This is a genomic window from Flavobacterium sp. AC267 (assembly GCF_979258715.1).
Genome location: NZ_OZ409875.1, coordinates 3,152,772 through 3,174,009, shown reverse-complemented (window position 1 = coordinate 3,174,009; position 21,238 = coordinate 3,152,772). Strand labels below are relative to the sequence as shown.

At 33.1% G+C, this 21,238-nt stretch carries 19 protein-coding genes and 4 pseudogenes; 7 read left to right on the top strand and 16 right to left on the bottom strand.

From position 1 onward, the window contains the following. Nucleotides 1-16: 16 nt before the first annotated feature. Genes ACZZ95_RS16595 through ACZZ95_RS16585 form a run of 3 tightly spaced genes read right to left on the bottom strand, consistent with a single transcriptional unit; the run spans nucleotide 17 to nucleotide 4,827 of the window. Entirely contained in the window at nucleotides 17-214 is a 198-nt protein-coding gene (locus ACZZ95_RS16595) for a response regulator (RefSeq protein WP_463469853.1), read from the bottom strand. Next, entirely contained in the window at nucleotides 180-3,584 is a 3,405-nt protein-coding gene (locus ACZZ95_RS16590; protein ID WP_463469852.1) for a response regulator, read from the bottom strand. The genes ACZZ95_RS16595 and ACZZ95_RS16590 overlap by 35 nt, the downstream gene beginning before the upstream one ends. Before the next feature lie 28 nt (nucleotides 3,585-3,612). Next, the gene (locus tag ACZZ95_RS16585; RefSeq protein WP_463469851.1) at nucleotides 3,613-4,827 is read right to left on the bottom strand and encodes a hybrid sensor histidine kinase/response regulator; all 1,215 of its coding nucleotides are present in this window, start codon (nucleotides 4,825-4,827) and stop codon (nucleotides 3,613-3,615) included. Nucleotides 4,828-5,220: 393 nt separating this feature from the next. Between ACZZ95_RS16585 and ACZZ95_RS16580 the strand changes: the two are divergent. Then, nucleotides 5,221-6,070, top strand: a pseudogene (locus ACZZ95_RS16580) (SDR family oxidoreductase). Nucleotides 6,071-6,738: 668 nt separating this feature from the next. Then, nucleotides 6,739-7,005, top strand: a complete 267-nt coding sequence (locus ACZZ95_RS16575; RefSeq protein WP_095951520.1) for a SemiSWEET family sugar transporter — start codon at nucleotides 6,739-6,741, stop codon at nucleotides 7,003-7,005. 59 nt (nucleotides 7,006-7,064) lie between these two features. Here the strand turns inward: ACZZ95_RS16575 and ACZZ95_RS16570 are convergent, their stop codons facing one another. From ACZZ95_RS16570 to ACZZ95_RS16555, 4 genes are all read right to left on the bottom strand, one after another. Further along, on the bottom strand, nucleotides 7,065-7,313 hold the full coding sequence (locus ACZZ95_RS16570) for a hypothetical protein (RefSeq protein WP_463469850.1): 249 nt from the start codon (nucleotides 7,311-7,313) through the stop codon (nucleotides 7,065-7,067). Beyond that, the gene (locus ACZZ95_RS16565; RefSeq protein WP_463469849.1) at nucleotides 7,294-7,566 is read right to left on the bottom strand and encodes a hypothetical protein; all 273 of its coding nucleotides are present in this window, start codon (nucleotides 7,564-7,566) and stop codon (nucleotides 7,294-7,296) included. The genes ACZZ95_RS16570 and ACZZ95_RS16565 overlap by 20 nt, the downstream gene beginning before the upstream one ends. Then, nucleotides 7,559-7,897: a hypothetical protein gene (locus ACZZ95_RS16560; protein WP_463469848.1), complete on the bottom strand. Its 339-nt coding sequence runs from the start codon at nucleotides 7,895-7,897 to the stop codon at nucleotides 7,559-7,561. Before ACZZ95_RS16560 ends, ACZZ95_RS16565 begins: the two co-directional genes overlap by 8 nt. 571 nt (nucleotides 7,898-8,468) lie before the next feature. Then, a complete protein-coding gene (locus ACZZ95_RS16555) occupies nucleotides 8,469-8,810 on the bottom strand; it encodes a hypothetical protein (RefSeq protein WP_095951522.1) in 342 nt (113 codons plus the stop codon). Between the two features lie 210 nt (nucleotides 8,811-9,020). Between ACZZ95_RS16555 and ACZZ95_RS16550 the strand changes: the two genes are divergently transcribed. Both ACZZ95_RS16550 and ACZZ95_RS16545 read left to right on the top strand, forming a co-directional pair. Next, nucleotides 9,021-11,609 (top strand): PAS domain S-box protein, encoded by a 2,589-nt coding sequence (locus ACZZ95_RS16550; RefSeq protein WP_463469847.1) that lies wholly within the window; start codon nucleotides 9,021-9,023, stop codon nucleotides 11,607-11,609. 70 nt (nucleotides 11,610-11,679) lie between these two features. Beyond that, nucleotides 11,680-12,231: a sensor histidine kinase gene (locus tag ACZZ95_RS16545; RefSeq protein ID WP_463469846.1), complete on the top strand. Its 552-nt coding sequence runs from the start codon at nucleotides 11,680-11,682 to the stop codon at nucleotides 12,229-12,231. Between the two features lies 1 nt (nucleotide 12,232). On the opposite strand, the gene ACZZ95_RS16540 is transcribed toward ACZZ95_RS16545, so the two are convergent. After that, nucleotides 12,233-12,664: a response regulator gene (locus tag ACZZ95_RS16540; RefSeq protein WP_095951524.1), complete on the bottom strand. Its 432-nt coding sequence runs from the start codon at nucleotides 12,662-12,664 to the stop codon at nucleotides 12,233-12,235. 196 nt (nucleotides 12,665-12,860) lie between these two features. Here ACZZ95_RS16540 and ACZZ95_RS16535 point away from each other — a divergent pair, with 196 nt between their 5' ends. Then, the gene (locus ACZZ95_RS16535) at nucleotides 12,861-13,361 is read left to right on the top strand and encodes a pyridoxamine 5'-phosphate oxidase family protein (RefSeq protein ID WP_463469845.1); all 501 of its coding nucleotides are present in this window, start codon (nucleotides 12,861-12,863) and stop codon (nucleotides 13,359-13,361) included. Between the two features lie 117 nt (nucleotides 13,362-13,478). Here ACZZ95_RS16535 and ACZZ95_RS16530 read toward each other — a convergent pair whose 3' ends face one another. From ACZZ95_RS16530 to ACZZ95_RS16520, 3 genes and pseudogenes are all read right to left on the bottom strand, one after another. Next, nucleotides 13,479-14,192: a DUF72 domain-containing protein gene (locus ACZZ95_RS16530; protein WP_463469844.1), complete on the bottom strand. Its 714-nt coding sequence runs from the start codon at nucleotides 14,190-14,192 to the stop codon at nucleotides 13,479-13,481. Beyond that, nucleotides 14,189-14,920, bottom strand: a complete 732-nt coding sequence (locus ACZZ95_RS16525) for a DNA-formamidopyrimidine glycosylase family protein (protein ID WP_463469843.1) — start codon at nucleotides 14,918-14,920, stop codon at nucleotides 14,189-14,191. Before ACZZ95_RS16525 ends, ACZZ95_RS16530 begins: the two co-directional genes overlap by 4 nt. 64 nt (nucleotides 14,921-14,984) lie before the next feature. After that, nucleotides 14,985-15,558 (bottom strand): annotated as a pseudogene (locus ACZZ95_RS16520) (YciE/YciF ferroxidase family protein). 189 nt (nucleotides 15,559-15,747) lie between these two features. Here ACZZ95_RS16520 and ACZZ95_RS16515 point away from each other — a divergent pair. Further along, complete coding sequence (locus ACZZ95_RS16515; protein WP_463469842.1) at nucleotides 15,748-16,278, top strand: hypothetical protein; 531 nt, start codon at nucleotides 15,748-15,750, stop codon at nucleotides 16,276-16,278. A gap of 737 nt (nucleotides 16,279-17,015) precedes the next feature. Here the strand turns inward: ACZZ95_RS16515 and ACZZ95_RS16510 are convergent. The 5 genes and pseudogenes from ACZZ95_RS16510 to ACZZ95_RS16490 all read right to left on the bottom strand — a co-directional run bounded on the left by ACZZ95_RS16510 (nucleotide 17,016) and on the right by ACZZ95_RS16490 (nucleotide 20,415). Beyond that, on the bottom strand, nucleotides 17,016-17,660 hold the full coding sequence (locus ACZZ95_RS16510; protein WP_463469841.1) for a DUF5661 family protein: 645 nt from the start codon (nucleotides 17,658-17,660) through the stop codon (nucleotides 17,016-17,018). A 91-nt stretch (nucleotides 17,661-17,751) separates the two neighbouring features. After that, a pseudogene (locus tag ACZZ95_RS16505) lies at nucleotides 17,752-17,914 on the bottom strand (DUF1328 domain-containing protein). Nucleotides 17,915-18,002: 88 nt separating this feature from the next. After that, nucleotides 18,003-19,098 (bottom strand): annotated as a pseudogene (locus tag ACZZ95_RS16500) (DNA topoisomerase IB). Nucleotides 19,099-19,139: 41 nt separating this feature from the next. Continuing rightward, nucleotides 19,140-19,379: a DUF7218 family protein gene (locus ACZZ95_RS16495; RefSeq protein ID WP_095951532.1), complete on the bottom strand. Its 240-nt coding sequence runs from the start codon at nucleotides 19,377-19,379 to the stop codon at nucleotides 19,140-19,142. A 226-nt stretch (nucleotides 19,380-19,605) separates the two neighbouring features. Further along, on the bottom strand, nucleotides 19,606-20,415 hold the full coding sequence (locus tag ACZZ95_RS16490) for a hypothetical protein (RefSeq protein ID WP_463469840.1): 810 nt from the start codon (nucleotides 20,413-20,415) through the stop codon (nucleotides 19,606-19,608). A 207-nt stretch (nucleotides 20,416-20,622) separates the two neighbouring features. Here ACZZ95_RS16490 and ACZZ95_RS16485 point away from each other — a divergent pair, with 207 nt between their 5' ends. Continuing rightward, nucleotides 20,623-21,210 carry a DUF4142 domain-containing protein gene (locus ACZZ95_RS16485; protein WP_463469839.1) on the top strand — a complete coding sequence of 196 codons (588 nt, stop codon included), beginning with the start codon at nucleotides 20,623-20,625 and terminating at the stop codon, nucleotides 21,208-21,210. Nucleotides 21,211-21,238 lie beyond the last annotated feature (28 nt).

Below are 21,238 nucleotides of genomic sequence, written 5' to 3'. Positions count from 1 at the left end.
ACAGTATTTTTAAAGATTAGATTTTATCATATAACCAAACTCGCAATAACGATAACAACTGATCTACATCGACAGGTTTTGTAATGTAATCCGAAGCTCCTGCCTTGATACATTTTTCTCTGTCACCCGTCATTGCTTTGGCTGTTACAGCAATTACTGCTAAGTTAAGAAATTTAGGATTACTTCTGATCTTTTTCTGCTGTTTCGTAACCATCCATATTTGGCATCATCATATCTAACAATACAACATCTGTATCTGGGTTTTCATCTAAAATCTTGATCGCTTCTTTTCCGTCAAAAGCCGTAATAACCGTCATTTTAAATGCTTCTAAAGCTTTAGAAAGCGAATAAATATTACGAACATCGTCATCAACAATTAATACTTTTTTCTCGAATAGAATATTGTTTAATGAATTCAGTTTTTTGTGGCTTTCTTTTTTGCTGTCTCCTTGTTTCTTTTCTTCTACTAAGTGAAGAAAAAGTGAAACTTCATCCAGCATTCTTTGGTAAGAATGTGCCGTTTTTACGATAATGGAATCGGCATATTTTCTAATTTTTAATTCTTCTTTTATCGACAAGCTTTTTCCTGTAAATACAATTACAGGCAGGTTCTCTAATCCCGGGCTTTTCTTAACGCCGTCTAGAATTTGGTAAGCCTGTTTATCTGGAATTCCCATATCTAGAATTACACAGTCTACATCTTTATCATTTAAAACCGTTAATCCTTCAGATACATCGCTTTTTATTTCCGAATTGATATTGTAAGTTTCTAAGAAATAAGCCAATGCTTTTGCGTGCTGCGCATTATCCTCTATAATTAAAACCTTTTGAGATTCTTTATTGATGATATGTTCAATACGCATAAAAACCTCTGGAATTCTATCAAAAGCAACGGGTTTGTCTAAGAAATCTACCGCCCCTTTTAACAAACTTTCTTGTTTCAATTTATGCGAAGACATAATATGAACGGAAATATGTTTGGTATGAGAATGGTTTTTCAATTCTTCTAATACTTCCCAACCGCTCTTAATTGGCAACTCGATGTCAAGTAAAATTCCGACTGGTCTGTAGATTAAAGCAAAATTTAAAGCGTAATCTCCTCTTACCGCAACAACTCCTTTGTATCCTTTTTTCTGCGTAAAAGCCAATAATGATTTTGCAAAATTAATATCGTCTTCTACAATCAGTATTACTTTATCTCCTTCGACAATTGAATCACGGTCGTCTTCGATTTCTGCAGGAATAACTTCGCTGATATATTTTGGTTTTACCTCTTTTTCTTCTGCTTCTTCTTCAACTATTTCTGCTTCTGAAATTTTATTTACAGAAATTTTATTGATCGCAAAACCTAATACTGGAAGACATAACGTAAAAGTACTTCCTTCGTTTACTTTACTATGCGGCGTAATTTCTCCTCGCAATAATTTAGCTAATTCTCGACTGATTGACAATCCTAAACCTGTTCCGCCGTACTTACGTTTAGTTGAACCATCGGCTTGCTGGAAAGCTTCAAAAATCAACGGCTGTTTGTCTAACGGAATTCCGATTCCGGTATCTTTTACAATGAAACAAATAACTTTATCGTCATCTGTATTCACTTTAATTTCAATACTAACGGTTCCTTTTTCAGTAAATTTAATCGCATTTGAAATTAAATTTTTCAGAATCTGCTCTAAACGCATTTTGTCTGTTTTAATGACAATTGGTGCGTCTTTAGTTATAATTTCGAAATTGATTCCTTTTTCTTTAGCAACAAGATAAAATAAATTATGAAGGTTGTCTGTAATTTCTTTAGTCGAAACATCCAAGAATTCTAAATCCATTTTACCAGCTTCAATCTTAGATAAATCAAGAATTTCGTCGATTAATCCTAATAAGCTGTTTCCAGAACTTTGGATTACTTTCGCAAATTCAATTTCTTCATTGATCATTGTTTTGTTGTTATTTTCAGACAACAAACGGCTCAATAGTAAAATCGAATTTAAAGGCGTTCTTAATTCGTGTGACATATTAGCCAAAAACTCCGATTTATAACGTGTAGTTAATTCTAAAGCTTCTGATTTTTTCTGAATTTCTGTATTTTTTTCTTCCAATAAAACACTTCTTTCGGACAGCTCTTCATTGGTTTGTTCCAATTCTTCCTGCTGTACGCGAAGTTCTTCTTCCGAAGCTTGTAATTTTTCAGTTTGTGCTTCTAATTCTGCGTTTATAGCTTCTAGTTCGCTATGTTGAATTTGAAGTTCTTCAGACTGTGATTTGGTTTCTTCCAAGAGTTCCATCACTCTTTTACGGTTCTGAGTTGCTTTTAAGGCAATTCCGATATTATTGGAAACCATGTTCAAAAATTCCAGCTGTAGTAGAGAAAATCCGTAAATGCTGGCTAATTCTACAGCTCCTTCTACTTTAAAATCAAGTAATGGAACCGCAACAATATGCGTTGGTTTAATTTGCCCTAAAGCATAATTTATCTGAATATCATCTGGAGATAATGTTTTTAATTCCAACATTTTCCCAGAAGTTATGGCCTGACCAATCAAGCCTTCGCCTTTTTTGATTCTTTCTCTATTTTTACTTGGAATATAGCTGTAACCACCAGAAACAGTCAATTCTTCTCCATCAATAACATATAATACCCCAGCGTCGCTATTGGTATATTGGCATAAAAATTCTATTACATCTTTTGATAATTTCTGAATCGTTTTTTCACCCAGCATTTTATCATTTAAAGAAGCAATACCGGTTTGGAGCCATTCTTTTTGTGATAATAACTCGAAAGAATCTTTTAACGAATCTTTCATATTATGAATAGAAGCACCCAATGCGCCTAAAGTATCCGATTTTTTATCATCAATCTGAACATCATAATTTCCAGCAGAAATTTGTGTTGCAATTCCGCTGATTACTTCTAATCTCTCGGCAGTTTCAACATCTTTGCGCTCTAATTCTTTTTGTAAAAGCGCTCTTTCATTATGATCTTTTAGAATTCTTGCAAAAAATATAACTGTAATAATCATTGCAATTACAAAAGCAACAATAATTAAGACAAAACTGTAGTTCCCATATCGTTCCGAATTTGCGACACGCTCTTTTAATAGAACTTGTTCGCTTTTTTCGATACTTTTAAATTTGCTTCGAAGTTCGTCCATCATCTTCTTACCTTCTTGAAGATCAAAGGTAACATTCGCGCCTCCAAGCTGTTTTTTCACAACTTGATTATGAAGATATTTGAAAAAATTAGCACGAAGCGGTTTTAACTCATTTAGTCTTTTTTGCTGTGCAGGATTATCAACAGTTAATTCATCCAGTTTTTCAAAATAAGTATTAACTTCTTTTTCTGCGTTGTAATGTTCTTCTAAATACTCTTTATTACCACTAATTAAATACCCCCGCATACTCGTTTGAGCATCTGTGATAATAGATGAAGCAGTATTTAAATTATAAATAACATCCTGCGTATGATTGACCCAGGCATTGCTGTCGAGAAGACTTTTTATACTTAAAAAAGATGCAGTCGAACTAATCATTAAAATCAGCAGGGAAATTGACGAACTGATTAGTAAATTTCTTTTAAAATTACTGTCCATATAAATTCTGTACTATTTTGTTTATTGGTTATTTATGGGTTAACGGAAGTACAATTATAAAACTTGCACCTTCGCCTTGTTTACTTTTAGCGGTAATTAAGCCGTTATGTTTTTCAATAATCTTTTTGGCAATTGCCAATCCGATTCCAGTTCCTTCGTAGGTCATACGGTCGTTTAAGCTTTGAAAGATAATAAAAATTCTATCTAAATAGATTTCATCAAAGCCAATTCCGTTGTCTTTTACCGTAATTCTGCAAAAACTGCCTTCCGGCGAAGTTGGACTTTCAAATGATTTATCTGCGATAATTTCAGAAGTAATTTCGATCAGCGGTTTTTGTTCGCTTCCTGAAAATTTCAATGCGTTTCCAATTAGATTTTGAAAAACCTGACGCATCTGACTTGGAATACTGTCTACTGTTGGAAGTTCATTGGTTTTGATTTCAGCATTTTTATTTTCTATCAGATAATCAAAATCCGAAAGTACTTCCTGAAGCACCTCATTCAAATCTGTTTTTTCTGGTTTTACTTGTGCCGAAAGTCTTGAATACGCTAAAAGATCGGTAATCAAGGTCTGCATTCTTTCTGCCGATTTTATCGTTCGATTGACATAGTCGATTGCTTTGTCATCGGTTTTTAAGTAAAGGTCTTTTATAATTTTAATAAAAATCTGAATCTTCCGTATTGGCTCATTCAAATCATGCGAAACTACCCAGGAAAACTGCTGTAATTCGTGATTTCGAAGTTCGAGTTCTTCATTTTTCTGAACCAGTTCTTTCGTTCTTTCCGCAATTTTAATTTCAAGATTATCCTGTGCTTCTTTCCTGATTTTGATTTCTTTAGAAAGCAGATCTTTAATCGCTTTAAGTTCGTGTTGTTGCTCGTATATTTTTATGAAGGTTTTTACTTTTAAAATCAGCAAATCAGAATCGACTGGTTTGGTGATATACTCCACTGCACCAGTTTCATAGCCTTTAAAAATATACTTTTTTTCGGTATTAAGTGCCGAAAGAAATATAACGGGAATGTCTTTTGTACGTTTGTTTCCAGAAAGGATTTTAACTACTTCAAAGCCGTCAAGTCCCGGCATTTGAACATCCATAATAATCAGACAATAATCTGTTTTTAGAATTTTCTTTAACGCTTCTTCTCCAGATTCGGCACTATCGACTTCGATGTTATGCGGCTCTAATGTTTTTTTCAAGGCAATGATATTGGCCCTTATATCGTCTACAATTAATACCATGCCGTGTTGAAGCTAAATTGGTTGTGAATCAAAATTCCTGAATTTAAAATGAATTTAAAAATTTTCTTATTTTTTTGCTGATTTACATAAGTATCTATTAAAAACAATATGTAAATTCTCAAATGTATAAAAAAAATTAGGAGAAGCTTTTTTATCTAAATCGAAATTCGTTACAAAATTCCCACCTTTGGTTATATTTTGTGAGTTTTACTATGATTATTAAGTCATTAGAATTTTCTTGTTATTTGAATTTCATTAACAATTTACCGTATTTTCATACAATAACATTGGTTTTAGTTTTATTGAGGCAATTAAAATACCTTTTAAAGCAACTGTTCTTAGGGTTATAGGGTAACTTTAAAATCCATAAAACGTACTAAACAGAAAATAATCATGAAAAAAACAAAAACATTCCCTGAGCAAAAACAAAATCTTCCTGGTAATGAACACATGATGAAACCTGAGCCGGAAATTATTAGAGATAATTATGTAGGAAGCGGTAAATTATTAGGCAAAACTGCTTTTATCACTGGCGGCGACAGCGGTATTGGAAGAAGTGTTGCGGTGCATTTTGCTCGAGAAGGCGCTAATATTGCCATTGTATATTTAAAAGAAGATAAGGATGCGCGTGAAACGAAAGAAATGGTAGAAAAAGAAGGACGAGAATGCCTTTTAATAAGTGGTGACTTGAAAGATGAAAAGTTTTGCAAGGTACCAATCAAAAAATGCTATACTACATTTAAGGATATTAATATTATAGTAAACAATCTTTGCGGTACAGTTTCCTCAAAAAGAACTGGAAAAAATTACTGTCTGCTCAGCTTCACAAAACTTTTGAAACCAATATTTACCCTTATTTTTATATTACCAAAGCAGCACTTGATTATTTAAAAGAAGGTGATACAATCATTAATACAACTTCTGTAACTGCTTTTCGTGCAGCGAGCATTTGGCCGATTATGCCAGTACAAAAGGCGCAATTGTGAGTTTTACAAGATCGCTGTCGGGTATGCTGGCGCAGAGGAAAATACGCGTGAATGGTGTAGCGCCTGGTCCGATTTGGACACCGCTTATTGTAGCAAGTTTTGATAAATTATCTGATTTTGGAAAAGATAATCCGATGGAGAGAGCCGGACAGCCCTCTGAAGTTGCGCCTGCTTATGTTTTTCTGGCATCCGAAGACAGCAGTTATATTACTGGCCAGTTTATCCATATTAATGGTGGAGAATTGGTTGGGGCATAATATTGATTTTTTTTAATCTCCCAGAGTTGCAAAGGTTTTTTGTTTCTCGCAGATTTTGGAGATTTTGGATATTTTTTTTTTTACTGAATTGTTTTAATCTCGCAAAGTCGCAGTCCCGAGGCTTCGGGAGCAAAATTTTTATTAAAAGCATTAATTAAGCGCAATGTTTGTCATCCTTAGGAACGAAGGATCACATTCAATATTCTTCAAAGAGAATCGCCAATCTTTGTAGAGTTTCTTGTGTGATCCTTCGTTCCTCAGGATGACAAAATAAGGGAAAATCATTTTAGTCCATATACTTTGTGCCTTAAAAAAACAAAAAACTTTGCGCATTTAGGCAAAAAGTCAAACTATGTCACAAAATAAAATTAATCTCGGCAAAGTCGCAGTCCCGAGGCTTCGGGAGCAAAGTTTTTTTTAAAAGTATTAATGAAGCGCAATGTTTGTCATCCTGAGGAACGAAGGATCACATTCAATATTCTTCAAAGAAAATCGCCAATCTTTGTAGAGTTTCTTGTGTGATCCTTCGTTCCTCAGGATGACAAAAAATAAAAAAAAATCAATTTAATCATTACAATCTGTGGCAATAAAAACTTTGCGACTTTGCGACAACTCAACAAAAAAACCTCAGAACCTCAGCATCTCAGAACCTTAGAACCTTAAAAAAAATGAACTACATAGACATCATAGGACTTTTTGCAGGAGGATGCATAACAATTTCCACTATTCCGCAGATTTTGAAAGTTTGGAAAACTAAAAAAGTAAAAGAAATTTCGCTTAAAATGTTTGCTATACTTACTTTCGGAATTGCGGTGTGGATTGTTTACGGCATTTTGAAAAACGATTTACCCATTATTATCACGAATAGTGTTTCATTTATCTTAAACCTTATCATGGTTTATTTTATTATTTATTACGAAAAAGATAAATCTTAGAAATAAAAAAACAGCTCGATAAAGCTGTTTTTTTGAAAATGAAGAATATGGTATGCTTACTAGCTAGCTAATTTTTGATTGAATGGTTCTAATTCTATATGGTATTTTTCTTTTAAGGCTTTTGATTGTACCATTCGTTTAAAAAATAATGCCGGAGCCATAATGGTAGTTAATTTTACATGTGAAAGTTTTTTGATCTCGCCAATTTGCTTAGATGCAAAATTTACAATAGGATCAAATGTGCTTAAATAATTATAACTATCTTGCGCTATCTCCAGTTCTAAAACTTCACGTAAAATACTTTTCATCAACAAATAACGAACTGTTCCCTCTTTGCGGAATTGTTTTAAGTTCTTGAAACTTCTCTCCTATTTTTTGATTTTCGGCACCTATATAAATGTAATTCCCAGAATCATGGGTAAATATTTTTCTCACTTGAGATGCATAATCCAACCCTGCCTCTTTGCTCTCTACAATCGTAGGCATTCCAATTAATGAAAATTGAATATGCTGATGACTTTGAAAGTATAAAACACTGTTGATAGATGAGGAATTACTCATAATACCAGACTGTCGCTTTTTTTAAAGATTTGATTTCTCCATTTGCACCAAAACTATGTACAACGTTTCCTTTTTCACAATACACAAAAAATACCGGCGAAAATGGATTTGATTCTATACTTAAATTAACGTCTTGATTAAATGTTAAATCAAAATTTAAATAGGTCATTTCTTTTTCAAAACGAACTCCTGAAATGCTTCCAGTTGCCCATCTTGATTTGAATGTTAATTTGTATTCATTAGCTGTAACTAATAAGTCACCGCCAAAACTATCTTTAAGGTTATTAAAAACAGCATCAAAGCCTCCAGTATTTATGTAAAGTTTTTTCATTGTATGGTTTGGTTTATTAAAGGTGTTAGTCGTTACAAACTAACTTTGGTTTTAAACTTAATTTCTTAATTCAAATTTCGTTTATATTGTCAGTCAAACCTTTATACAATTTTCGTGAGATATTTCATAATTATTATTTTATTGAGGGGCAAAGGTTCAGAGGTACATAGGTGCAAAGGTTTTTTACGCTTAAACGTTTGAGCTATCTTTAGTCCTTTGACTCTTTGAACCTTTCTAGCTCGGCACCTCTGTACATTAGGGGCAAAGGTTCAGAGGTACAAAGGGGCAAAGGTTTTTTACGCTGTAAACGTTTGAGTTGCTCTACTCCTTACACCTTGAACCTTTGCCCCTTTGCCTCTCTAAACCTATGAACCTATGAACCTATGAACCTCTGTGCCTCTGTGCCTCTGTGCCTCTGTGCCTTTGTGCCTTTGAACCTCTGAACCTCTGCATCTTTGCCTCTCTGAACCTTTGAACCTCTGAACCTCAAAAAAAAAAAAAAAGCATTGCTCCAAATAAATTTGAAACAACTGCTCATCAGCAAAATAAAAATACCAATCTATTTTTATTCTTAATTCAGTTCATTAACATCAGAGTTTTTAGAATAGTTAGCTTTTGGAATATCTTTAAAAAATTCCGCTTCTTCTAGATCTGCTGTTGGTCCGTATCCTAATAAATGAGTTCCTTTCCCATTATCTTTTGTTTCTATTACATATAAGATCGACATATCATCTGGATCGCTCATCCCTTCATAACGATGATGCGCCACAATAAAAATATCTTCTGGTTTGTAGACTGTTTTTGTTTCAGAATTTATAAGACTGTCGTTTTCGAATAAATAATTCGTCGTGTAGCCATCTTCCTGATATCTTTTTATATAGTCGATTTCGTGTTTTGAATCTTCTCGTTTCATGTCTTTTTGTTTTAATCTGTTTATCAAATTTCCGTATTGATAAGAGATAAAATTAACTCAAATGATTTTTATCTTACCTCATTCAAAAATACACTTTCAATGAAATTTTATTTTTTATTAATTTTAGCAAAGCTTAGATTAAAGCTAGAATCACTACATTTAAATAATTAATAAACAATCGTTTATTATCAGATAATAAATAACACATTAATGATTACTACTAATTATGATTTTTTGGGCAATGGAGGCAAAATGGGAGAACTTACCCGTGCCAAGGATTGGAGTAAAACTGCAGTTGGCCCAGTAGAATCTTGGTCTCAAAGTCTTCGTACGACTTTAGGCATTTTACTAAACTCAAAATTCCCAATGTTTTTGTTTTGGGGACCTGATCATATTTGTTTTTATAATGACGCTTATCGTCCAAGTCTTGGCAACGATGGCAAACATCCTGCAATTCTTGGCGAAAAAGGTGCTGAATTCTGGCCGGAGATTTGGGATTTCATCAAACCTTTAATCGATCAAGTACTTACAACTGGAGAAGCTACCTGGCACGAAGACCAGTTGTCGCCTATTTACAGAAATGGTCAAATGGAAGATGTTTACTGGACATTTAGTTACAGTCCCGTAAGCGGCGATGATGGAAAAATAGCGGGAGTTCTGGTAATTTGCAACGAAACTACGGATAAAATAAATATTCATAAAAAGCTGGAAGAAAGCAATAAACGGTATCTTAATAATATTCTTCAGGCTCCAAATGCGATGTGTATTTTTAGAGGTCCAGAATATATTATAGAAATTGCCAATAAATTCATGCTCGAAATTTGGGAACGAACAGAAGAACAAATTTTGCATAAACCTGTTTTCGCCGCACTGCCAGAAGTAGCCAATCAAGGTTTAGAGGAAATTGTAAAAAATGTTTACACCACTGGCGAGACATTTACCGCAAATGAACTTCCTGTAAAATTAAACCGAAAAGGCAAACCTGTAACCAATTTCATAAATGTTACTTACGAAGCTTTAAAAGAATCTGACGGAACAATCTCTGGTATTCTGGCTGTCGCCAATGATGTGACGCTTCAGGTACTTTCGCGCACTGCCGTTGAAGAAAGTGAAAAGCGATTTAGAAACATCGTAAAACAACTTCTGCTCGGAATTGGTATTTTAAAAGGTCCAGATTTGATTGTCGAAATGGCCAACAGCACCTATCTGCATATCATTGATAAAAATGAAGAAGATGTTTTAGAGAAACCCATTTTTGAATCGGTTCCTGAAGCAAAAGAAACCATATTGCCTTTATTGAAAAACGTTTTTGAAACAGGCGTTCCTTATTATACAGATGAACTTCCTGTCAAATTAAATCGTTACAATAAAGAGGAATTAGGCTATTTTAATCTTGTTTTTTATCCTTTAAAAGAAGAAAGTAATGTTATTACTGGTGTCATCATTGTGGCTTATGAAGTTACAGAAGAAGTAAAAGCAAGGTACTTACTGACTGAAAGTGAAAAAGCATTTCGAAATATCGTAATGGAATCTCCGATTGCAATGGCAATTTTTAGAGGCAAAAACCATATTATCGAAATGGCTAATACCACTATGACCAAAACAATCTGGCAGAAAGAAGAGAAAGATACCATTGGAAAACCTTTATTGGAAGTTTTTCCTGAATTAGAAAATCAAAAATATCCCGAATTATTGAATGAAGTGGTTTCGAACGGAAAGACCATACAGGAAAATGAAGCAATTGCTTACGTCGACATTAAAGGAAAACTGAAAAAATTCTATCTTGATTATGAATATACGGCGCTCTATGAAAAAAATGGGCAGGCTTCTGGCGTTATGGTTACCGTTAATGATGTAACTTCTAAAGTTAAAGCCCGAAAAAAAGTAGAAACTGCCGAAGAAAGAGCACGATTAGCCGCAGAGATTGGAGAAATTGCGACTTGGGACTTGAATCTTCAAAATAAAAAAATAATTTACAGCGATAATATTCTGGATCTTTTTGGTTTTGAAAAAGATCAAAAAATTTCTCATCAAGATCTTAGAGGAAGAGTTCTTCCTGAAGATGAGCCTATTCTGGTAGAGGCTTTTGAAAAAGCATTAGAGACAAGCATTTACAAATACGAGGCGCGTATTCAAAAACTAGACAATACTATAAGCTGGATAAAAGTACACGGCAGAATATTTTTTGATGAAAATAAGGATCCTGTAAAAATGATAGGAACTATAATGGACATTACAGATGAAAAAAATATTCAGCAGATATTGATGAAGAATGAAGCCAAATTCAGGCTTCTTGCCGACTCTATGCCTCAGCTTATCTGGACTAGCGATACGCTGGGGAATTTAAATTATTTTAATGAAACTGTTTTTAAATTCTCTGGCTTGTCTAAAGAGGAAATTGAAAAAAATGGCTGGTCGCAAATTGTTCATCCTGATGATCGCGAGGAAAATGTAAAACTCTGGATGCATTCTGTAAAAACAGGAAACGACTTTTTATTTGTTCACCGTTTTAAACGTTATGACGGCGAATACAGATGGCGACTAAGTCGGGCGATTGCGCAATTAGACGAAAAAAATAATATCCAAATGTGGGTTGGAAGCAGTACTGATATTGAAGATCAAAAAAACTTTACCAATCAATTAGAAGAGCAGATTATCGATCGTACAACACAGCTGGAATTGACCAACAGAGATTTGGTAAATATGAATATTGAACTCCAGTCATTTGCTTATATTTCGAGCCATGACCTTCAGGAACCGGCCGCGAAAAATACAGACTTTTGCCAGCAGACTTTCTGACTTGGATGAGCAGAATATTTCTGAAAGCGCCCGCACCTATTTAACCAGAATTGAAATTTCTGCGAAAAGAATGCAAAATTTAATTCAAGATTTATTAGCGTATTCCAGAGCCAATTCTGCTGACCGCGTTTTTACAGTAGTGAATATTGACGAAATTACAGAGGAAGTAATAAGCGATTTTTCGGATCGAATTGAGGAAAAACAGGCTGTAATTGAATATCATAATTTGGGAGAAGCAACCCTTATTCAGTTTCAATTTAGACAATTACTGCATAATTTGATCGAAAATGGCTTAAAATTTTCACGAAAAGATGTGCCGCCAATAGTAGAAATTACATCAGAATTAGTAAAAGGAAGTTCACTGCCAGATGCTGAATTTAAAGATAGAATGTACCATCATATCAAAGTTTCGGATAACGGAATTGGTTTTGATCTTGCGTACAAAGACAAAATTTTTGAAGTTTTCCAGCGTTTAAATACCGAAAGCGAATATAGAGGAACCGGAATTGGACTGGCAATAGTAAAAAAGATCGTTGAAAACCATAAAGGAATTATTACGGTTTCCAGCGAGCAAAATAAAGGTTCTGAATTCAATATTTATATTCCTGACTTATCGGAATAAATTAATATTTATAAACAAAATTAGATTTATTTGGTACAAATTGATGCCAGTCAATCTGCAAGGCGTGTTCTATTGATTTTATAATATCTTTCATTAGAACAGGCTTTGTAATGAAACGATTAGCGCCTAGGTTTCTGCATTTTTCAATAATTCCAGGTTCGCTGGAAGTTGAATAAATTACTACGGGAATATCTTTTTTATCCCCAGATTTTTTAATTTCTTCCAACACATCAAAACCGTTTTTTCCAGGCATATTTAAATCCAAAAAAACAACATAAGGTGTTGGAGGCGGATTAAAAATTGCGTCTAGTAATTTCTCTCCTCCAGAATAAGTCTGAAGCGTTATTTTTTGTGGTATTGATTCTACTGCGTCCGCAAAAATGCTTAAATCATCTTCGTCGTCATCAGTATAAAATATAGTATAGTTCTTCATGTGTTTTCGAGTGTCATTTTAATAGCCAAATATAAAATATTTTTATCTAACCCAGTCAATATCAGTCTAAATTCTTACAAAAAATACAAATTGAAATCTCATAATTTATAAGTTGAATTATATAAGCTGAAAAGATTTAAAATAACCAATTTTACTTATAGAATAAAAGACAATACTAATTTAAAAATATAACGTTATGGGCGATCATAAAGACCTTACAGATGAATTTGCAGTAGATAAAATAAAAGATCTTGCAGAGAATATTAAAACTTGCATGTTTTGTACGTACAATGAATACAGACTGCAGTCACGACCAATGTCGGTTCAGAAAATTGATGATTTAGGACAGCTTTGGTTTTTATCAGACAGAAACAGCAGTCACAATGCTGAGATTTCTTTAAATCCGACAGTAGAATTATTTTTTGCTGAACCTCATGATAAGTTTTTAACGCTTCACGGAACAGCAACTATTGAGTATGATAGAGAAACGATTAAAGAATTATACGATCCAATTGTAAAAGTCTGGATGCCGGGCGGCGAAGATGATCCAAATTTAAGTGTCATTAAAGTAGTTCCGGAAGACGGATATTACTGGAATAACAAAAACGGAAAAATGGTAGCAATTGCCAAAATGACGGCCGCATATGTTACTGGTAAAACAATGGATGACGGAATTGAAGGTACATTGAAATTGTAACCTTTAATTTAAGCATTTAACCGAAAAGTCCGCAAAGATTTACAAAAGGCTCGCAAAGAAAATAATCTTAGCGAACTCTGCGTAAATCTTTGCGGACTTTTCGGTTAAAAACAAAATCTAAACATTCATTCTTTTTAATTCCAAGGCATTTAATATTCCAGCTTCACTGGCAGTATTATTAAAATAAGCAAATCCTTTTTTCGAATTAATTTTATGGTTCACATCCAATAATTCTTCTGTAGAATAACTAGAATGGAACATCTTCGGAATACCGTGAAATCGAAGATAAAGCAATGGAAAATCTTTGAAAATAGTTTGCGGTAAATCAGGATGGCTTACGCCGCAAAATGTAATATTATTTTCTTTGAAAGAATTCCAAACTTCCTCATTCCACCAGCTTTCATGCCGAAATTCGATTACATTTTGGAAATTGTAATCTAAGCTTGATATAATATCTCCTAATTTTTCTGTGCTAAAAACGTAGCTTGGAGGAAATTGGAATAAAACCGTCGCCAATTTCTCTTTCATGCCGGCAGAACAGACATTATAAAAGTCGTTTAACAGACTTTCGCAATCCTTCAGTTTTTTTATATGGGTAATTTCTTTGGGCACTTTAATCGAAAACAAAAACGATTCGGGTGTTTTATTATACCAATTTTCAAAAATTTTTATCGTTGGAAACTTATAAAAACTGCCATTAAACTCGTACGTGTTAAAATGCTGGCAGTAAAAGTCAAACCAATTCTTGGAAGGCAGATTTTGCGGATAAAAAATATTTTTCCAAAAACTATTATAAAAACTGGAGCACCCTATTAATACTTGATTTTTCATTTATATAATTTTTGACAGTTAGTACAGAAAAAGCTTCTCCGTTTTCGTTCGCCGGTCTGCTTTTTCAAAAACGGAAGATTGCATCGCAGACAAAGTGGTTTGGTATAAGCCTCCCAATGCTGTTTGAGTTCAAATTTCTTTTTCCAGTATAAAAATTCAAAACTGTAGGTAGAACATTCTGCAATAATCTGGCTGATATCATCTCGAGGAATTTCTCCCACAAGTGATTCTGGATGAATATAACAACGGTACAAAACTTCATTTTTAATGATATTCCCTACTCCCGCAAAAACATTTTGATCCAGAATAACATCACAAATCATTTTATCTGACATTTCTTCTAAACTTATTTGCGCTTTTTTCGGATTCCAGTCGTCGTTCATCACATCAACACTCCAATCGTAATGCGAATTGATGTCACCTTCTAATATTTTGACAGAACAGGTATAAAAATTTAATTCACCCGTTTCAAAAACTAAACTTAATCTCGGTTTGGTTTCCTTACGTTCATTAACTCTGTACGTTCCAAACATTAGCAAATGAATTTTAACTGTAAAATCGTCAAAACCGATTAGAAAATGCTTTCCCCAAGTTTTAAAGGCGATGATTGTTTTATCCTTTAGGCGAGAAATATCAATACTGGCAGTTCCAGAAACAGAAATCACTTTTTGTCCTGTAAATTGTTGTACTTCTTCTTTTAATATTACTATGGATGGACCTTCGGGCATAAAATATATATTTAAATTAAAAAGTGCAGTCCGAAAACTGCACTTTTAGTACATTCTAAATTCTTTATTCAATTTCTGTCGCTTCGAGATTTACAGCATTTACAGCAACTTCTGTCAGTACTTTATCTGCTCCCTTTTCTTCATCAAGCGTTTGTTCCAACAATGTAGCCGCTTCCGGCAGTCCAAGAGTTTCGGCAAATTGTCTTAAAGTACCATACGTTGCGATTTCATAATGTTCAATTTTCTGACTTGCGGCAATAATTGCGAGCATCTCTCACTACTCCAACTTCGGTTTCTTCCAGCATTCCTTTTGCTTCTTCGATTAAGCCTTCCATTGCATCGCATTTTTTGGCTGTAGCTTTTTTTCCAATGATTTTAAAAACTTCCTCTAAACGTTTAATTTGTTCTTCTGTTTCGGTTAAATGATTGTCAATTGCATCTTTTAATTCTACGGAAGAAGCATTGTTTACCATTGTTGGAAGAGCTTTGGTAAGCGCTTTCTCAGCCCAGTAAATATCTTTTAATCCATCTTCGAACAATTCTGTTAATCCAGAAGTCGCATTTGATTTAGGCTTTGTAACCCCTTTTTTAATAGTCTCTTTTGAAGACGTGGTCTTTTTACTTTCTGTAGTTTTCATGGTGTGATTTTTTATAATTAATAACATGGTAAAAGTAGCACGTCCAAAATCAGACTGGTTATACTATTTTGCGTTTAAATTGCATTCTAAACATCTGTTAATTATACAATTACCTTAAAAAATCCTATAAGATATTCGACGCTGTTAGGAGTTAGTTTTGTATATATAAATTACTAAAAATTCAATATCATGAATACTACAGATAAAAGAAACGGAACTTTTCCTAGGGATCCTGGAAATCCGAATAATTCAGACAGAAATAATGTGATGAATGAGGAACTTTACGATTTAAACACAAGTGAAACTCAAAAAAGCAGAGCAGAAGATGCAGAACGCGGTTATACCGTTCGAGATAGTCATAATCCAGATCAAGGATATGACGATGATTTAGACGATCTAAACGATGATTTTCATACTGACAGAGACCTTGAAGACAATGACGAAGATGTTATCTATGAGGTGGAATTGGAAGATGAAAATGATCTAGACGATGAAGACGAAGATGAATACATCGAAGAGGATCTTGACGAAGAAGTTGAAAATGACGAATTTGATAATCCTGCAGATACTTTTGAAAACGACTTTAATGAAACTGAAGATGTTTTGGAAGATATAGATGATGAGGAAGAAGATGAAATTGAAAATGATTATATCGAAGACGATGTTCAGGAAAATGATGATAAAGAAGATTATCCTGATACTGACCCGCGTAGATTATAATTTTTCAAAAGCTTTAGAAAGCAAATAAGAGACTGTTTATTTATAGACAGTCTCTTTTTTGTTGATTTTAATTCAAACAAGAATTTAATAAAAGCTGGAGATTAGGCAAAAGATTAGAAAAGAATAGATCTATATTTTTTATTCATAATATTATAAAACATAGCCCGTGGTTTCAACCACGGGAGAGGTAGTTAATATATTCGTTAACGTCGTTTCAACCACGGAGACGTAGTTAATATATTCGTTCGCGTCGTTTCAACCACGGGAGACGTAATTAATATATTCGTTCACGTCGCTTCAACCACGGGCTATGTTTTTATAATATTTAGGTCGCGTCCTTTTCTACCATGTAAAATGTAGTTAATAATATTTCCTTCACGTGGTTTGAACCAATGGAGAATTTATATTGTGTTTTCACGTCGTTTCAACCACAGTGAGAATTTATATTGCGTTCACATGAAAGGCAATTTATATATTGTGTCCCCGTGGTTGAAACCACGGGCTATGTTTGACCTGCGAAATGAGTATTTTATATAAAAATAACCTTTATCAAAATTTGAAATTTTGACAAAGGTTTTAATAGATGAATTATTCATAGTTAAAATACGATAATGCGAGTTAATGCAAAAGTTTCAAGGCATCTCTCCGCTGGGAACCCAGTTATAGTAATTACCTAAAATCAAAAAAGAGCCTGTCTACTATGTAAACAGCCTCTTTTTCTCGAGTTTAAAATTCAACTAATCTCCAATAATTTCCAATACTGGAATATCGTCCATTTTAGCCAGACGTTCTGCAAGTCCGGCCTTCGCTTCACTAAGTTCTTGTTCTGCTTTACTCAATTCTTTATGCCATTTCTCTTTATCTGATGAACTTTCCAGTTTTCGAAGAATTTCATAGATTTCTCCCTCTGCTTCCATCACTTTTAATCTTTTGTAATACGTTAAACTTTCGGTCATGTGTGCCAGTGCAATCATAGCCGTCAAAAATGGATGGTTATTGGTAACATTTACATCTTTTATTTTTCCATGTTCCAATTCCACTTTTAGTGCAAAAGCAAATTCTTCCATATTAAAAGCTTCGTGTTTACTATTTGGATCCAAATAAGCTTTTATCGCATGCACATTATTCATTGTCGAAAGATCAACATCTGTTTCTTTTTTGTCATTTAAGTCTTTAAAAACAACATTTCCTATCACTCTTGCCTCAGCAACTGTTGGATCGTTTGCCGGATCATCAAAATCTCGAACCGACCAATCCCAGTTTTCTGGGTGAACTGGTTTTATATATTTTTCACAAAAATCTGTAACATCATTTTTCAAACTTACCATCGTGTCTTCTCTTTTAATATAGACATCCTGATAAGCGCCGCTCTTTGTTCCCATGACTGTTTTTTTATTATTGAAACTGCAAAAAACGACACATTATCAAAATAAATGTGTCGTTTTTTTGTTCTTTTATTTATTGATATTTTTATTAAACTCTCGTTCTTCCGCTGATTAATGAAATAACGAATAAGACTAAAAATATAAAGAATAAAATTTTAGCTATACCTGCGGCTCCAGCAGCTGATTCCACCAAAACCAAATATTCCCGCCACTATGGCTAGAATAATGAATGTGACTGTCCAACGTAACATAATAATAGTTTTTTAGTTAATAATGATTTTGTTTGTTTTTCAAACTTTTCAGTTTTTTAAAAGATACTGTAACTCTATTTTTTTTATTTTAACACGAAGATTCTAAATTGATCTCATAATTTTGGATCAGTTCAGAAAACGCGATTTCTGATTTTGTAAAATACTTTTTGGTACTTCGGCTTTTTTTAACTTTATCAAAATATTTTTGAATAGAGCCATCTTCATAAGTCGAAATCAAAAGTGGATGAACGTAATAATCTTTACAGACTTTTCGGGTATTTCCTAATGCTTCTGCTGTTAAATCAAATCTCTGCTACGACATTTTTTTTAGCTTCCTTTTCATCATCAGTCACTCCCATTTCCATTAAACTTTCAAAGAAAATAATGGATGCGCCCAAGTTCTAAAATCCTTTGCACTAAAATATTCTCCCGAAATATTGTGAAGATATTCATTTACCATATGACTGTCGAGCACTTTTCTTTCACCATTTTTATCGTAATATTTAAAAACTTCCCAGCCTGGAATTTCTTCACAGCGACTTTACCAGTTTTACCAATTGCTTATTTCGGGTTGTAATGGTGTGCTGTTTTCCTTTTTTACCAATAAATTCAAATCGAAGTGAATTTCTATTGATGTTTATGTGGCGTTTTCTTAAAGTCGAAAGTCCGTACGATTTATTGTCTTTGGCATATTTTTCGTTTCCAATTCTAATATGTGTCTCTTCCATTAATCGAATTACCAAAGCCGTAACTTTGTCCTTAGACCATTCTTTTTGTTCCAAATCGCTGTCAACTTGTTTTCTAATCGCAGGAAGCTTAGCTCCAAACTCTGCAATTTTGTAAAATTTAGTTTGGTTTCGAAGCAGATTCCATTTTGGATGATAACGATATTGCTTTCTATTTTTAAGATCTGTTCCAACTGCCTGTAAGTGTCCGTTTGTAATATCGGTAATTCGGACATTTTCCCATGCGGGCGGTAGTACCAGACTATTTATGCGTTTAATTTCATTTTTGCTTTTTACACTTCGTCCATTTTTTTTATAGACGAAATTTTCTCCTTCACGACAACGAACAATTGTGAGCTGATTATCATTGATGTATTCCAAGTCTAGTTTTTCGATTACTAAATGTGGTGCCTTAATCAGCTGATTCATTAATACTTCTTTTCTGTTCGCCGCATTCATGGTATTTAATTATTTATCACTGAGATCGTTTTGTTCAATTTCTAGTTATTTCTTAATGAGTCAATCAGACTTTTTTTGTTCATATAAGATCTTCCTTTTATGCCTACTATAGCGGCTTGTTTTTGAAGTTCTTCTTTTGTCCATTCTTCATAAGGTTTTGCATTTCCACCTTTTTTTCCTGAATCAGGCGTGTTTGCAATTCGTGCCGATTTTTCTTTACTGTAACCTTTTTTTATAAGCGCCTCATATTGTTCTTCATTCTTAATTTTTGGATCTGGCATGGCTCTAATTTTTAAGGTTAGACATTTCTTAAAATCTGATATGTCAAAGTTCTTCAAAAAGTAAGACGATTCTGTTATAGAATTATGGTTTGAAATTTCATATTTGTGGGATGTGAATTGTGAAAGTGGAAATGTAAAATCTGTTTTACTGAAATATTAAAATATTAGATGCAAAAAAAATCCCAATTCTTGTGAAATTGGGATTTTAAAAATTTTTACATTTATGTTAGTTCAATAAACTATAGAAATATTCTTCTTTACTTACTACTCGAATTTTCATCAATTCAAATAAATTAAAATATAAGTCGGTTATACTGGGACTAATAGCAAATTTACCTTTTAAAATATTTACACTGTTTTTAAGTAATGAATTCACCTCAACGTCATTAAATTGTATTCTACACTTTTGCACATTCTCAAGAATCTTTTTTTCCAATTCTATTATATCTAAAGTTTCAATTTCATCTACATTTTCTAGTGCCAGCCTATAAAATTTATTGGCCTCAATATCCACACTTTTATCTTTCTCTTGTATGAATATCATGAGATATATTATAGTTTCGAAATACAATTGTTTGTTTTTTACATCAGAAACATAATTTGTATAATCAATATGAGTGTGGATTTCCGTTCTAATTTTATTACCTATAATATCTGTCTTATAGTTAACGGTCTTAATTACGCCAAATTCTTCGTTTTTAAGATCTACAGTAATGTTTTGAGGCTCATTATTAATTTGCTGTTTGGAATTTGATACTTCTTCATCTGCAGTTTCATCATCATCCAATTCTAATTCAATCTCCTCATCTTCTTCTTGATTTATAGTACTTTTTATACCCGCAAAAACCGTCTTAATTCCGATTATAAACAAATAAGCAGACACCAGATATTTACCAAATAATTCGCAGGCTACAGACATGGCATTATTATCACCAGTAGCTAATCGGCCAAATAATCTATATGAAAATACTGCTAATCCAGTGATAAAAAATCCCAATAAAAGCTGTGTAATCGGATTGTCCTTTTTATTTTCCATATATATGATTTGGATTATTTAAGCTTGTTTTCAATTTGTTCAACCTTTTTTGCAAAACAAATATTAACATTTATTATGATTTTTCTTTACGGGAAACCGTATACGCTATACTTTAATTTAAATCATATAACAATCCTTAAAAATTCTGTAAAATTTTCTTACATGTTCTGAATAATTTTACATCATAACATTTAAACTATTAAAATCATGAAAAAGTTACTATTAGCCGGAAAAACAATTTTAGGAGCAGGATTACTTATTTTATTCCTTCAATCTTGTAAAAACGAAACAAAACAAGAAGATCCAAAAGAAGTAGCAGAAGATGCAAACGAGGCTAAATTTGATTCTATTGACAGTAAAGAAGATGATTCTGAGTTTTTAGTAGATCAAGCAGAAATTAATCTAGCAGAAATCGAAATAGGGAAACTAGCACAAACTAAAAGTACTAACCCAGAAGTGAAAAAATTTGGTAAAATGCTAGTTGATGAGCACACTAAATCAGCTTCTGAAGTAAGCGCTTTAGCAAAAGCTAAAAACTTTACTTTACCAACTTCTTTAACTGAAGACGGAAAAGAAGAGTACAACAAATTAAACGAAAAAACTGGAGTTGATTTTGATAAAAAATTCGCTGATATGATGATCGATGGTCACGAAAAAGCGATTAAAAAACTTCAAGATGCTTCTAAAGATGCACATGATGAAGATGTAAAAACCTGGGCATCAAACAGTATTGCGGGTTTAACAGCACATTTAGAACATGCTAAATTGCTAAAACAAAACCTAGACAAAAAGTAAAATAAATTTAATTGGTTATTATTTATTT

Bases quoted from the DNA above. Each gene is read 5' to 3' on its own strand.
- ACZZ95_RS16585 (WP_463469851.1), bottom strand. From the start codon at position 4,827: ATGGTATTAATTGTAGACGATATAAGGGCCAATATCATTGCCTTGAAA.
- ACZZ95_RS16565 (WP_463469849.1), bottom strand. From the start codon at position 7,566: ATGAGTAATTCCTCATCTATCAACAGTGTTTTATACTTTCAAAGTCAT.
- ACZZ95_RS16570 (WP_463469850.1), bottom strand. From the start codon at position 7,313: ATGAAAAGTATTTTACGTGAAGTTTTAGAACTGGAGATAGCGCAAGAT.
- ACZZ95_RS16510 (WP_463469841.1), bottom strand. From the start codon at position 17,660: ATGGGAACAAAGAGCGGCGCTTATCAGGATGTCTATATTAAAAGAGAA.
- ACZZ95_RS16535 (WP_463469845.1), top strand. From the start codon at position 12,861: ATGGGCGATCATAAAGACCTTACAGATGAATTTGCAGTAGATAAAATA.
- ACZZ95_RS16530 (WP_463469844.1), bottom strand. From the start codon at position 14,192: ATGAAAAATCAAGTATTAATAGGGTGCTCCAGTTTTTATAATAGTTTT.
- ACZZ95_RS16495 (WP_095951532.1), bottom strand. From the start codon at position 19,379: ATGCCAGATCCAAAAATTAAGAATGAAGAACAATATGAGGCGCTTATA.
- ACZZ95_RS16555 (WP_095951522.1), bottom strand. From the start codon at position 8,810: ATGAAACGAGAAGATTCAAAACACGAAATCGACTATATAAAAAGATAT.
- ACZZ95_RS16490 (WP_463469840.1), bottom strand. From the start codon at position 20,415: ATGGAAAATAAAAAGGACAATCCGATTACACAGCTTTTATTGGGATTT.
- ACZZ95_RS16590 (WP_463469852.1), bottom strand. From the start codon at position 3,584: ATGGACAGTAATTTTAAAAGAAATTTACTAATCAGTTCGTCAATTTCC.
- ACZZ95_RS16525 (WP_463469843.1), bottom strand. From the start codon at position 14,920: ATGCCCGAAGGTCCATCCATAGTAATATTAAAAGAAGAAGTACAACAA.
- ACZZ95_RS16560 (WP_463469848.1), bottom strand. From the start codon at position 7,897: ATGAAAAAACTTTACATAAATACTGGAGGCTTTGATGCTGTTTTTAAT.
- ACZZ95_RS16595 (WP_463469853.1), bottom strand. From the start codon at position 214: ATGGTTACGAAACAGCAGAAAAAGATCAGAAGTAATCCTAAATTTCTT.
- ACZZ95_RS16575 (WP_095951520.1), top strand. From the start codon at position 6,739: ATGAACTACATAGACATCATAGGACTTTTTGCAGGAGGATGCATAACA.
- ACZZ95_RS16515 (WP_463469842.1), top strand. From the start codon at position 15,748: ATGAATACTACAGATAAAAGAAACGGAACTTTTCCTAGGGATCCTGGA.
- ACZZ95_RS16540 (WP_095951524.1), bottom strand. From the start codon at position 12,664: ATGAAGAACTATACTATATTTTATACTGATGACGACGAAGATGATTTA.
- ACZZ95_RS16545 (WP_463469846.1), top strand. From the start codon at position 11,680: ATGCAAAATTTAATTCAAGATTTATTAGCGTATTCCAGAGCCAATTCT.
- ACZZ95_RS16550 (WP_463469847.1), top strand. From the start codon at position 9,021: ATGATTACTACTAATTATGATTTTTTGGGCAATGGAGGCAAAATGGGA.
- ACZZ95_RS16485 (WP_463469839.1), top strand. From the start codon at position 20,623: ATGAAAAAGTTACTATTAGCCGGAAAAACAATTTTAGGAGCAGGATTA.